Annotated in this window: 12 protein-coding genes; 3 read left to right on the top strand and 9 right to left on the bottom strand. The window is 38.0% G+C overall.

Annotated features, from left to right (window positions below):
* Positions 1 to 13: 13 nt before the first annotated feature.
* Complete coding sequence (locus GQO80_RS01260; RefSeq protein WP_157206381.1) at positions 14 to 937, bottom strand: homoserine kinase; 924 nt, start codon at positions 935 to 937, stop codon at positions 14 to 16.
* A 174-nt stretch (positions 938 to 1,111) separates the two neighbouring features.
* Entirely contained in the window at positions 1,112 to 3,556 is a 2,445-nt protein-coding gene (thrA, locus tag GQO80_RS01265; protein WP_157206382.1) for a bifunctional aspartate kinase/homoserine dehydrogenase I, read from the bottom strand.
* Between the two features lie 537 nt (positions 3,557 to 4,093).
* Between thrA and GQO80_RS01270 the strand changes: the two genes are divergently transcribed.
* Positions 4,094 to 4,747 carry a T9SS type A sorting domain-containing protein gene (locus tag GQO80_RS01270; protein ID WP_198037707.1) on the top strand — a complete coding sequence of 218 codons (654 nt, stop codon included), beginning with the start codon at positions 4,094 to 4,096 and terminating at the stop codon, positions 4,745 to 4,747.
* Between the two features lie 122 nt (positions 4,748 to 4,869).
* Complete coding sequence (locus GQO80_RS01275; RefSeq protein WP_157206384.1) at positions 4,870 to 6,423, top strand: NAD(P)H-hydrate dehydratase; 1,554 nt, start codon at positions 4,870 to 4,872, stop codon at positions 6,421 to 6,423.
* Between the two features lie 75 nt (positions 6,424 to 6,498).
* Here the strand turns inward: GQO80_RS01275 and GQO80_RS01280 are convergent, their stop codons facing one another.
* The 7 genes from GQO80_RS01280 to GQO80_RS01310 all read right to left on the bottom strand — a co-directional run bounded on the left by GQO80_RS01280 (position 6,499) and on the right by GQO80_RS01310 (position 13,035).
* Entirely contained in the window at positions 6,499 to 7,530 is a 1,032-nt protein-coding gene (locus GQO80_RS01280) for a TlpA family protein disulfide reductase (protein WP_157206385.1), read from the bottom strand.
* 108 nt (positions 7,531 to 7,638) lie between these two features.
* Positions 7,639 to 8,508, bottom strand: coding sequence for a nucleoside phosphorylase (locus tag GQO80_RS01285; protein ID WP_157206386.1), 870 nt, complete (start codon positions 8,506 to 8,508; stop codon positions 7,639 to 7,641).
* Positions 8,498 to 9,439 carry a DUF1835 domain-containing protein gene (locus GQO80_RS01290; protein ID WP_157206387.1) on the bottom strand — a complete coding sequence of 314 codons (942 nt, stop codon included), beginning with the start codon at positions 9,437 to 9,439 and terminating at the stop codon, positions 8,498 to 8,500. The genes GQO80_RS01285 and GQO80_RS01290 overlap by 11 nt, the downstream gene beginning before the upstream one ends.
* A 3-nt stretch (positions 9,440 to 9,442) precedes the next feature.
* Positions 9,443 to 9,772 (bottom strand): translation initiation factor, encoded by a 330-nt coding sequence (locus GQO80_RS01295; RefSeq protein WP_157206388.1) that lies wholly within the window; start codon positions 9,770 to 9,772, stop codon positions 9,443 to 9,445.
* 74 nt (positions 9,773 to 9,846) lie between these two features.
* Entirely contained in the window at positions 9,847 to 10,797 is a 951-nt protein-coding gene (locus GQO80_RS01300) for an isopenicillin N synthase family dioxygenase (protein ID WP_157206389.1), read from the bottom strand.
* Positions 10,798 to 10,900: 103 nt separating this feature from the next.
* Complete coding sequence (locus tag GQO80_RS01305) at positions 10,901 to 12,022, bottom strand: GNAT family N-acetyltransferase (RefSeq protein WP_157206390.1); 1,122 nt, start codon at positions 12,020 to 12,022, stop codon at positions 10,901 to 10,903.
* A 20-nt stretch (positions 12,023 to 12,042) separates the two neighbouring features.
* A complete protein-coding gene (locus GQO80_RS01310) occupies positions 12,043 to 13,035 on the bottom strand; it encodes a transporter (RefSeq protein WP_157206391.1) in 993 nt (330 codons plus the stop codon).
* A 156-nt stretch (positions 13,036 to 13,191) separates the two neighbouring features.
* On the opposite strand from GQO80_RS01310, the gene GQO80_RS01315 reads away from it, so the two are divergent.
* Positions 13,192 to 13,464: a DUF4834 family protein gene (locus GQO80_RS01315; protein ID WP_157206392.1), complete on the top strand. Its 273-nt coding sequence runs from the start codon at positions 13,192 to 13,194 to the stop codon at positions 13,462 to 13,464.
* The last annotated feature ends 21 nt before the right edge of the window (positions 13,465 to 13,485 follow it).

The raw sequence follows: 13,485 nt of genomic DNA on the forward strand, positions 1-13,485 counted from the left end.
TGTCATTTTCTGTTTATAAAACCTTAACTCCTTCTTTATTAATTTTCGATACATGAATATCAAAATCGATACCAGTTTTATTATATGCTTTTTTCATAGCATCTGCCACATTATTAGCGGTTTCCAGTCCTTTGCTTAACGAAAATATTGAAGGCCCCGAACCGGAAATGCCTGCCCCCAAAGCACCAGCTTTAAGGGTTTCTGTTTTTACTTCAAAATAGTTTGGGATAAGTTGACTTCTATAAGGTTCTACAATCACGTCGTTTAATGAACGCTGTATTAAACCAAAATCGCTCGTATGCAACGCATGTATTAAACTTCCAAAATTTGCCCATTGTGCAACTGCTTTGGTTAAGGCCACTTCTTTTGGCAAAATGGCTCGCGCCTCCGAGGTTTTTATTTCAATTTGTGGGTGGATGATGGTTACAAACATGTCATTGGGTGTTGGAATTTGTAATATTTCCAAAGGTTCCAAACTTTTCACCAAGGTAAAGCCCCCAAACAGGGCAGGAGCGAGGTTGTCGGCGTGTTCGCATTTACTTGCCAAGGCTTCTCCTTTCATGGCAAATGCGGTTAATTGTGTTTTGTTAAGGGGCCTGCCCAACAATTGGTTCATACCAAAAACACTGCCCACGGCACTGGCGGCACTACTGCCAATACCGCTCCCGGGTTTTATTTTTTTATGGATTTCAATTTCAAAACCGCCCTCGGGTTTTAAAGCGTGGTACATCGCCAGTGCCGAAACGCCCGCAACGTTCAATTCGGCTTCATAAGGCAACTTGAAGCCTCCTTCGATTTTAGTGATGAAAATACCTTTTTTATCGGTTTTCCGAATAACCATTTCATCGCCAATACTGTCTAAACAGAAGCCTAAAACATCAAAGCCACAAGCTACATTGGCGACAGTTGCAGGTGAAAATATTTTTATTTCGTTCATATTTTTTGAAAAAAGAATATATAGTAAAGAAAATAGATTTTAAAAAGTCGTTATGCCCTTAACTATATTTTCTAGTCTTTTTTATAATTTACGTCATTGTGAGGTACGGAGCAATCTGCCTAATTAAAATGGGGGTGCTTCGTGCTTCGCTATGCCGGTTTCATTTTTAATTAACTAATCATTCCCAATTCTAATAATATCGGCAAACAACCCCGAAGCGGTTACTTCGGCACCGGCGCCGGCACCTTTAATGATCATGGGCTGTTCGGGGTAGCGTTGGGTGTAAAACATTACGATATTGTCTTTTCCTTTTAAGTTATAAAAAGGATGGTCGCTTGGTATTTCCTGTAAACTTACGCTTGCTTTTCCATTGTTGAACTGCGCCACGTATTTTAACTGGCAGTTTTTCGCTTTCGCGGAAGCATATAAACGTTGGTAATGTGCTTCATCGGTGATTAGGGTTTGATAGAAATCGTCAACCGAATCGCTTTCCATTCCAGACTCCGATAAAAACGGGGTGTTTTCAATATCCTCTAAATTCATCTCAACGCCACTTTCACGGGCAAGAATTAAAATTTTTCGGGCCACATCCACACCACTTAAATCGATACGGGGGTCGGGTTCGGTGTAGCCTTCAGCCGCTGCTTGCTTTACAACATCGTAAAACTTGGTTGTATCATTAAAATTGTTGAATACAAAATTTAAACTTCCTGATAAAACAGCGTGAATTGAAGTTATTTTATCGCCCGAAGCTATTAAATTACTTAAGGTATGAATAATGGGTAAACCTGCGCCTACGTTGGTTTCAAACAAAAATGGGGCGTTATATTTAAGCGATAAGCGCTTTAATAATTTGTAGTTTTCGTAATCACTGGAACAGGCTATTTTATTACAGGCAACCACGCCTATACTTTGTCGTAAATAGTTGGCGTATAGGTTGGCAACTTCCTTATTTGCAGTAACATCCACAAAAATGCTGTTGCGAAGGTTTAGTGCTTTTGTGTTTTCAAAAAAACCTTCCAAAGTTGCTTTTTCACCTTGCGCTAAATCGTGTTTCCAGTTATGCAAATCGATGCCTTCATCATTAAAAATCATGGTTCTGGAATTGGACAGACCCGTTACCCTCAAATTGATTTTTAAGTTTTCCTTTAAGTATTTACGTTGTTGCTTAATTTGTTCAACCAAACGCTCGCCAACATTGCCAACCCCTGTAATAAACACATTTAGCTGTTTTGTTTTACTCTCAAAAAACTGTTCATGCAGTGTGTTTAGGGCCTTTTTAACATCACTTTGTAAAATAACGGCTGAAATGTTTTTTTCTGAAGCCCCTTGTGCAATGGCTCGAATGTTGATGTTGTTTTTACCTAAGGCACTGAACATTTTGCCGCTGATACCTTGGTGGTTTTTCATGTTATCGCCTACCAATGCTATAATGGACAGCTCATTTTCAACAATTATGGGATCAATTTTATTGAGGGCAATTTCATTTTCAAACGTAGCGTCAATGGCGGTTTTGGCAAGTTCGGCATCTTTTTCATCAATGCCCAAACAAATAGAATGTTCCGAGGATGCTTGCGTAATTAAAATTACGTTTATTTTTTCTTGCGAAAGCGTTTCAAACAAGCGTTTTGAAAACCCGGGAATCCCAATCATACCACTTCCTTGTAAGGTTATCAAGGCAATATTGGCAATATTGCTAATGCCCGTTACCGGTGAGGCGTTGTTGGTTTCCTCGTTGGAAATGATGGTTCCAAACGCTTGGGGCTCTAGGGTGTTTTTTATATGGATGGGGATATTCAAATTTAAAACAGGCTGTACTGTTGGCGGATATAACACTTTAGCGCCAAAATGCGACAGTTCCATGGCTTCTTGGTAGGATATTTTCTGGATGGGGTAGGCCTGTTTTACCAGTTTTGGATTGGTGGTGAACATACCGCTTACATCGGTCCAGATTTCCAATTTCGCCACTTTTAGGGCCGCTGCTACCATGGCTGCCGTAAAATCGGAACCGCCACGGCCCAGTGTGGTTTCTTCGCCTAACTGCGATTTGGCAATAAACCCAGGAAGTATGGTTATTGTTTGTGAAACCGTTTTAAAGTAATCTTGGATGTTTTTATAGGTAACCGCATAATTTACTTCGGCCTTAGAAAAATTGGAATTGGTTACTACCAGTTCTTGCGAATTTTTAACAGCTGCCGAAATATCCCGGTTTTTCATGGTTTCAGCAATAATGTACGCTGATAAAAGCTCGCCAAAGCTTACTAATTTGTCTGATGTTTTGGGCGTAAGCTCATTTATTAGGAAAATGCCTTCCAATAGATTTTTAAGTTCATTCAATTTAAAATCGACATAACTTAAAATGCTTTCACTTTTAGTAGGGTTTAGCTCGTTGATGATGTTTAAGTGAATTGCCTTGATGGACTCGAACGTTTTACGAAAGTCGGTCTCTTTATTTTGGGCCTGTTTTCCTGCTAGAAGCAATTTATCGGTAATGCCGCCAACTGCTGAAACAACGCATATAACCGATTCCTTTTTGGCGTAATCCTCTAAAATAGCAATGACACTTTGTATGTTTTTTGACGAACCTACGGAGGTTCCTCCAAATTTTAAAACCTTCATGTTTTAATGAATTTATTATTTAAAAAAATAGTTGGGATGGTGTAATTATAAAAATTACAAATTTAGTACGAAGAATATATAATTAGCAACCCCAAAGGGTCGTAATGATGGTAGTAGTACCCAAAAGAGACGTGGTTCCTTTTGTTGAAAAAGAAATAGATGCTGTCAAAATTTGGTTTAATGGATTCATTATATTCAATAATTGTACTTACCAAATGTATTACAATTAATTTTATAAAAAAATTAAAACCATTTTTTTACGGGATTCTTATTTGTAGGCTAGTTTCATTTCATATTATGAGCCATTTTGATTTTGAATTATAAAAATCATAAAAATAAATTGATGTTTAATTTAGTGTTTTAAGGGCTGCTTCAAAAAACCTTGTTTTTAAAATTTCGGGTTCTGAAATATTTTTGGTAGTACTTCACTTATTGTTTTATAAAAATATTCGATTAAATACAATATTATCCGTTTAAATGCGTTTTATATCGATAAAATCATATATTTGTATGTTCCAATTAAAAAAATCCTTCAAAATGAAACCAAAAAAATTCTGCTTACACATTTTTCTTCTTTTATTTTTAACCACGCTCGTTGCCCATGCGCAAGAAAGTGCCGTTAAGCATGGCAAAAGGAACAAAATGCAAATAGCGGTACCGGGTGTAATAGGTCATGCAACCCTTAACAACCAAGAAAAACAAATAGATTTGAAAGGGGAAATTACAAATGCCGGCGGTTCTGCTGTTTTGGAAAGAGGCTTTGTTTACAGTACTTCGGTTGAAAACCCAACCACCGCCGATACCAAAGTTGTTTTATACGGAAATGAACCAGATTTTAATTTCAGCTTAAAAAATGTAGCAAAAAATACAGTTTATTATGTGGCATCGTACGCCATTAATGCAGCGGGCATATCGTATGGTACTGTAAATACGGTAGATACCAGCAATTTTTCAGATATTACGGTCGATTTAAAGGCGCGCATAAAAACCTATCCGAACCCTTCAACCAATTACATAAGTCTTTCCGGTTTGGCCGAATCTAAAAATTATGTTATTTACACCATGCAAGGTAAGGAAGTGGCGCGTGGTACCATATCGAACAATAACCAAATTGATGTTCGGTTTTTATCGGATGGTTTGTATTTGTTAAAATTAGAAAACCTAGAAATGGTCAAATTCATTAAGGAATAAAGCACAAAGGCGTAAAAAATATAAAAAATGGAAGCAAATCCTTAGTCAAAAATGTAGCTAAGGATTTTTTTATTGCCTAAATTGTCGTGGTATTATTTTGAACTTCTAATGATGACTACTAGATGAAACTTTTTTCAAAAGAACAAATGTATGAAGGCGACAGGCTAACCGTAGAACGCCAGAATATTTCCTCGGTCGATTTAATGGAACGCGCCGGCGAACAAGTTTTTAATTGGATGCATTTGCGTTTGCAAGGTGCGCCGGTACCAATCCATATATTTTGCGGTATTGGCAACAATGGAGGCGATGGGCTGGTACTGGCCAGATACTTGATTTTAGATGGTTATAACGTAACTGTTTACATTGTAAATTGCAGCAACAAACGTTCGAAGGATTTTTTGGTGAATTATGAGCGCATTAAAGGCGTTTCAAAAAAATGGCCTACTTTATTAAGTTGTAAGGAGGATTTTCCTGAAATAAATAAGAACGACATTATTGTTGATGCTATTTTTGGCATTGGGCTTAACCGACCTGTGGACGCTTGGATAAAAGCCCTGTTTGTGCATTTTAAAAAATCAACAGCTTTTACTTTGTCCATCGACATACCTTCTGGATTAAGTACCGATACCATTCCTCATGATGAAGAAGGTGTTGTTTTGGCCGACTTCACATTAACTTTCGTAACACCAAAACTGGTATTCTTTTTACCCCAAACAGCCAAATTTACCAAACAATGGGATGTGTTGGATATTGGTTTTGATGCCGAATATGTTCAAAACACAACAACCGAAGCCTCATTGATTGGAAAGCATGAAATACTGCCACGATACCTGCCCAGGAACAAATTTGCCCACAAAGGGGAATTTGGCCATAGCCTAATTATAGGCGGCAGTTACGGTAAAATAGGTGCCGTAACATTGGCCAGTAAAGCGGCATTATCGGTTGGTGCGGGTTTGGTAACCGCCTATGTACCAAAATGTGGTTATATCCCTATACAAACGGCGTTTCCAGAAGCCATGGTTATTACAGATGCTGATGAAGAAAAAATATCCCATATTTCTTTTGAAATCATACCCACCGTTATTGGTTTTGGCGTAGGTATGGGAACGCATTTAAAAACCACTACTGCTTTTGAAGCGTTTTTAAAGCACAATAAAGTGCCGTTGGTTATTGATGCCGATGGCATTAACATGCTATCAAAAAACACCGCGCTTTTAAAACTTTTGCCAAAACTAACGGTGTTAACCCCACATCCTAAAGAGCTGGAACGGTTGATAGGCCGTTGGGAAAATGATTTTGATAAACTTGAAAAGGCAAAAAACTTTTCAAGAAAACACCAGTGCATCCTTGTTATAAAAGGCGCTAATACGATAACGGTTTTTGATGGCAAATTGTATATTAACACGACCGGAAACCCTGGCATGGCGACCGCAGGAAGCGGCGATGTACTAACCGGACTTATTACAGGATTGATTTCACAAGGTTATGAACCACTTGATGCTGCTGTTTTTGGGGTGTATTTACATGGAAAATCGGGTGATATGGCTTTGGAAGCTTATGGTTACCATAGCTTACTTGCCACCCATATTATAGACTATTTAGGCGATGCTTTTAAGGATTTATTTTCGCAACCCGAACCCATACCAGCACATAATGCCGAGGATGAAAAACAATAAAAAACCACGAATGCACAAATACTAAATATTCGTGTATTCGTGGCTAAACCGTAATTTTAGTAAATTCCGGAATCTTTAAATATTGAGTGATGTAAATAACGCTGTGAGGCTTGCATCCGAGGGGCGGGGCGCATCGGGTGTTACTACATTGCCGTTCGGATCGATTAAGATAAAACGTGGAATGCCTTTAATTTTATAATCCAATACAAATTGCGATTGCCAACCGTTGGGGGCAAATAACTGGATGCCCGTTAATTCTTTTTCGGCTATCATGGATTTCCAATTTTCCCGCGCTTTATCCCAAGAACCTCCGTGGCTTCTATCATCATCAATTGATAAACTAACAAAATGAATATTTTTGCCTTCATACTGTTTATCCAATGCTTTTAATGCGGGTATTTCTGCTTTACAGGGGCCACACCAAGTTGCCCAAACATCAACATATACATATTTTCCCTTTAAATCGGCTAATGAGGTTGTGCCTCCTTTGTAATTCTCATAACCTTCAAATGTTGGTGAGGGCTTGCCTTTTGCCAGTTCGGTTTTTAGTGCCACAGACTCCGCTAAATAATTCTTATAATAATTGAGCATGGGGTCGATATCCGTTTTTAACCGGTTGATGATGGAGGTGTCCACTTCTTTATGAGCCTCGTAGAATTCGGCCAATTTGTTTTTAATGTCGCCAAATTTAGTTTCCAATCCTTCCATATCCAAAGCACTTAAAGCATCCAAATCTAAAAGTTGCTCTTGCATGAGCATATTTTTTGCCAAAAAGTTACTGTGTTCTGCGCCAATTCCGGTGTATTTTATGGTTTCGTCAAACTGTTTGGTGTCTAGGGTCAGGTTGATATCAAAGCCGTTTTTTAGGAAAAAATTAGAAGACTCGCTTCCGTCCGTAAAATTGTAAATACCAGTTTCTACTTTTAAGGTATCTTTAAAGGTGCCATCAGGGTTTACTTTAATGGTTTTGGAATAGGTACGCGATCTAACCACGATTGAATCACTGGTTTGGTTGGTTATTTTGCCCGACAGCGTTACATAATCTTTCGGTTCATTGTTACAGGCAGCAAGGGCTAAAGCGGCAAGCAGTACTAGGGAGTTTCTCATTTTATTCATTTCATTTTTTATTGGTTTCAAAAGTAAATATTTAATAATTTTTCACATTGGATTTCTGTAAACATTAACATTTGATTAAAATTTAGATGGTAATTTTAATTAAACGGCCAATTTGTTCAAGGTATAAACAATAAGTTTTGCGACTGCCTGCGATGGATTTTCGCTAAAAGTACCATTGGCCCTGTTGGCAATAATGGCGTTTAGCGATACAGCATGGTGACCCAAAAGTTTTGAAAGCCCGTAAATAGCCGATGTTTCCATTTCAAGGTTTGTAATGCGCACTCCATCAAAATTAAAAGTGTCCATGTTATGGTTTAAGGTGGCATCGGCCAATGGCAAGCGCAATACCCTGCCTTGTGGTCCATAAAAACCGCCCGCCGTGGCCGTTAATCCTTTAAAAACAGATTCACTTTCCAATTTTTTTTGAAGTGTTTCACTGTTCTTTATAATAATGGGGCGTGCCTTGTTTGCCTGCCAATGGGTGTGTTTTATAAACGCATCTTCAATGGTAGGGTTGCTAACGGGGTTAATTTGGTAAAAATGCAACATGCCGTTTAAATCGAGTCCATGCGTACTTAACACAAAGGCATCAACAGGGATGTCGCTTTGTAAGGAGCCGGAGGTGCCAATTCTAACAAATTCAATGCTTGTAATGCTTTTTTTAGGTTCTCTGGTCTCTAAATCGATATTGAAAAGGGCATCGAGTTCGTTGATTACGATATCGATGTTATCAGGGCCAATACCGGTTGAAACGACCGAAATGCGTTTTCCTTTATAAACGCCCGTATGGGTTTTAAATTCCCGTTTTTGGGTCGTGAACTCGACGGTGTCAAAATGTTTCGATACTTTTTCAACGCGATCTTGGTCGCCCACCAAAATAATGGTTTCTGCAACATTTTCGGGTTTTAGGTTGAGGTGATAAACACTGCCATCGGGGTTTAATATAAGTTCGGATGCTTTAATTGCCATGTCGTACTGTTTTTACAAGTTTGTTTAATTTTTTATTGAATTGAAAATCGAATTTATGCACGCCACCAAATACCATTCTATTGTCAATTTCATAAGCAAAATTATGTTGGCCTAATAAGGCTTCATGTCCTTTTCTGTTCAATTTGATGCTGGTTGCATTGACATCAAAAAAAATAGTCAGTTTTTCAATGATTCTAAGCAATTGCAAATCACTATAACCATAATAGCCTTGGTAATTTAATGCATAGCCCAACAAATGGTTTTTTGTTTTAATGGCGTTATCCCTAACAATTTCCAAAATATTCCGTTCCATAACGTTTAGGCCATCCTTTGTTTCCGGAAAACGTTCTAAATGGGCTTTTAGGCAGTTGCTTAAATACTCAAACGATGAAGGTTCCACAATATAAGGTTTTAACAAATTATGGTCTTTTCCGCAGTAAATGTTCCAAACCGAAATGGCTAGATCTACATCTTCGGGCTTTAATGTTATTTTATCCCTATAAAGTTTTAAAAGTTCTCCCGAATTAAGTTCAGACAAGCCTTTTAGGTTTTTGCTCCTATCTACCCTGCCACTGCAAACTAGGTAGAGGGGAAGCACGATTTTTTTTTGGTGAAGTAAGCTAATTACCGCCAGCATGTTGATGTGGCAAAACAAATCGAATTCAAACCAAAGAACAATTTCCGAATATTTTTCAGGATGGTTTAGTTTGTCCAATTCCTCATGGATCATCGAAATTTCCAGATCGACATCATAAAAATCGCTAAAGAAGGTTTTTCTGAGTTCTAAAAATTCTTCAGAATAAACCTGTTCTACGGTAGGGCCTTCACACAACATTTCTTGCCATGATAGTATATCGCCTTTAATGTTCAATTCACTTAAATAAGTGCTTAAAACGGCTCCATTTGTAATATGTAGCGGAAGTTTTGCCATAAATTAACCTCCAACGCGTTTCACGTTGAAGCCCTTATCTTTTAGCATTTTCATTATTTTATCGCGATAATCGCCTTGAATTATTATTTTATCGTCCTTAAAACTGCCACCCACGCTCAGGGTTGTTTTTATGTCTTTTGCCAATAGTTTAAAATCCTCGGTGGCACCTGTGTAGCCTTCAAGAATGGTAATGGGTTTGCCCTTGCGTTTTTCGTATTTGCAAATAATGGGTTCGTTTTGCATCCAAATTTCGGAGGCTTTTTCTAAATTTTCGGTTGTTTCTTCCCGAACATGGTCTGGAAATAAATTTTTTAGTTGGTCTTGTAAATCCATTTTTTTAGTATTCAGTCTCAGTTTTGGTCGCCGTAACGTTTAAATGGAATAAACAAAAAACGGCGACCGGAAACTTATTTCTTTATCAACCCCAGTTCAATCAAACGTTCAGTTAAAAATTCGCCCGCCGTAATGTTTTCAAAGGCTTTTGGGTTGTTTTCATCAATGCAGGCCTCTAAAACATCCAGTTTCATATCGCTAATGGGGTGCATAAAAAACGGTATGGAATAGCGCGATGTGCCCCAAAGCTCGCGCGGTGGATTGATAACCCGGTGTATGGTAGATTTTAACTTGTTGTTGGTATGCCTTGAGAGCATGTCGCCCACGTTAATCATCAATTCGTCTGGTTCGGCAATGGCATCAATCCATTCGCCTTTATGGTTTTGCACTTGCAGCCCACGCCCTTGGGCACCCATAAGAAGGGTTATTAAATTAATGTCGCCATGGGCTGCGGCGCGCACGGCATCTTTAGGTTCTTCGGTGATGGGTGGGTAGTGTATGGGGCGCAAAATAGAGTTGCCGTTATGGATGTAATTATCAAAATAGGTTTCTTCCAGACCTAAATATAGGGCTAGGGCACGCAGTACATATTTTGCTGTTTTTTCCAACATTTTATAGGCTTCCTTTCCGGCTTCATTAAATTCGGGCAGTTCTTTAACCACCACGTTTTTAGGATATTCGGCTTCTAGTTTTGGGTTGTTTTCAACATACTGCCCAAAATGCCAAAATTCCTTTAAATCGCCTTCTTTCTTGCCTTTTGCGCTTTCCTTTCCAAAGGATACATAACCACGTTGGCCGCCAATTCCGGGAATTTCATAGTGTTGTTTCGTTTCAACGGGCAAACTGAAAAATTTTTTCACTTCCGAATAGAGCTTTTCAACAAGGGCATCATTTAAAAAATGGCCTTTTAACGCTACAAACCCAATGTCTTCGTAAGCCTTTCCTATGGCGTTTACAAATTGTTGCTTTTTTTGGGCATCTCCCGAGATAAAATCGGTTAAATCTACGCTTGGTATTACAGTCATGATGCTTAATTTAGGATGTTGTTTAACAAATGTACAAAAACAATGCAAATGAATGTGCTAAAGCCATGGCAACAACCCATAAATTCGACGGAAAAAAATTGTTTTATTTTAGGCTTTTTCGGAATGTTTTTCTACGTCTGAAAACAATTGGGTCGAAATGTTTCCAAATTTGATGAATGGCGTAGTTATCTTCCAATTCTGGAGTTCTAATGCAGGTTTCTATGCCTTTTTCTTTAAAAGTATGGTAGTATTCATTAAAAATAAGGGCATGAACCCCTTTGTTTTGGTAGTCGGGATGGATGCCAATTAAATAAAAGATAACCTCCTTACTGTGTTTTTTGGCATGCAGGATGTGCCTAAAGCCAAAAGGGAATAATTTGCCGTTTATTTTTTGCAATGCTTTGGAAAACGCGGGCATTACAATTGCGAAGCCTATAAGATGGTCGTCTTTATCTACTATAAATTTAATATATTCAGGGTTTATGAAACTTATAAACTTCTTTTTGAAATAGGCTTTTTGAAGTTCGGTAATGGCCACAAAAGAAGATAGGGATGCGTAACTTTCGTTAAATAAATCGAACATCTTATCTACATAAGGCATTACTTGCGAAGTTTTGGTGAATTTTAAAGCCTTTAGCTGGTAGCGCTTTTTTATGAGTTCTTGGGCTTTAAAAAAGAATTCCGGTTTAACGTTTGCAAAAGGGAACTTGCTCTCGGAGTAGGATTTTTCAAAAACATAATTTGCCGCTTCGTAATGTTTTACATAATACGGATGGTTGTACCAGGTAACCATAGGCGCAATGGCATCGAAGCCTTCGGTAATAACGCCAACCTTATCGAGGTTTGAAAAGCCCACAGGGCCTTCAACATATTCCAAATGGTGCTGTTTGCCAATGGTTTCAACCTTGTTTAAAAGCGCTTTTGAAACCTCTAAATCGTCAATAAAATCGAACCAACCAAAACGCATTTTTTTTAAGCTCTGGTTTTTAACTTCCAGCCAATTGATAATGGCCGCCACCCGACCCACAACTTCACCATTTTTATAGGCCAAGAATAAGGTGGCATCGGCATCATTAAAAACCGGGTTTTCAGTTTTATTGAAGGTTTTAAGTTCTTCACTAATAATAGGCGGGACCCAATATTTTGAGCCTTTATATAGTTGGAATGGAAATTTAACAAAGGCTTTTAAATCGCTTTTTGTTTTTACTTCTTTTATTGAAATCATTAGGTGGCGGTGGTCAAAGTTTAGTTGAAATCTTGGTTTTTTCTTTTGTGTTTTTTATTGTATTCCTCTATAACATCGGTTGTTTTTGATTTGTTTTTTCTTCTTTCGCCTTCATCTTTCGCTGATGTGCCGTTATCTATTTCCTTGTCCTTGTGAAAATCCAATCGGTACGACATGCCAAAATTAACACTAAAAACCGAAGGGGTATCTTTGGTGTTGAAGGTTGCCGCCGTATCTAACTGAAAATTTTTGGTCCATAAATAGGCCCCTCCAAACCGAAACAGATTATCGGCATAAAAATCGCTTTTTATCCCTTGGGTTTCGCCAAAAACAACCCATTTGGGGTTAAAGGCATGGGTTAACGTGAGTATGTACTGGAAATCGGACTGGTCGGTGCCAATTCTATCTTTAATTAAATTCATTACAAACACCCAACCGCCATTAAAATTATGTTGTGTGGCTAGCATTACCTTAGGGCTGAACCCTTCAACGGTAGGTGCTACAAAAGGATTGTTTTTTGTGTCGTAATTAGCACCTGCATATATTGATACAGCGGGAATTAAGGTTTTCCACTTAAACTGATGGTTCGCTTTCCAACTGTATAAGTTGGGTTTGTCATCGGCGTTTTTATAGGGATCGAAAATTAAATATTTTGCACCAACGGTTAGGTATTTAAAGTTTGTGCGTTTATCTTCGGCCGTAATACCCGTGGTGAAGGTTTTGGTGTCATTTTGGAAAGTGCCTTCTACATTCACCTCCAATTCTTCCAGTAACAATCCGTAACGAGCCGCAAAATCGACACCCAAACCATCTATCTTATAAGTGGTGGCGGGGGTTCTTTTTTCACTAATGTAATAAGGCCCCAGCTCAAATTGCACAACGTTGGTGCCAACTGAAAACGCGCTTCTGGATACACCCGGCCTGTTGGAATTAATAACGTCGGTGTATTGTGCAAAAACGCCTGTGGTTAATAACGAGGCGAAAAAAAACAGGGTAGGTTTTAGGGAGTTCATAGTCTTGTTTTTTGTTATTGTAAATCATTTAGTATTCACAAATGCATAAAAATAGCGTGTTAAGGCGTTTCAAATATAGATATTTTATCGTTTTTTTATAGGTTTTCAAGGTTTTTTAAACATATAGAATTGTATTTTTGCATAAAATTATTGTTTATGTTACAACAAGCATCTGTAACTGGTTTTTTTAGAACGTTGTTGATTATACTCCTAATTTATTATGGAGTTAAAATTCTATCACGACTTTTTGCACCGTTACTTATTAAGTTTATTGCGAAAAAGGCCGAGGAAAAATTTGGTCAGTTTCAACAACGTCCCCATCAAGAAGTGCCAAAAAAAGAAGGCGAGGTTACTATTGATAAAATTCCAAATACAAAAACTTCAAATAAAGATGTGGGCGAATATGTGGATTACGAAGAAATTGACTAATTTTCGCAATCATTGTTTTAA

Origin of the sequence: Mariniflexile maritimum (genome assembly GCF_009746565.1) — a bacterium.
GTDB classification, from domain to species: Bacteria; Bacteroidota; Bacteroidia; order Flavobacteriales; family Flavobacteriaceae; genus Mariniflexile; species Mariniflexile maritimum.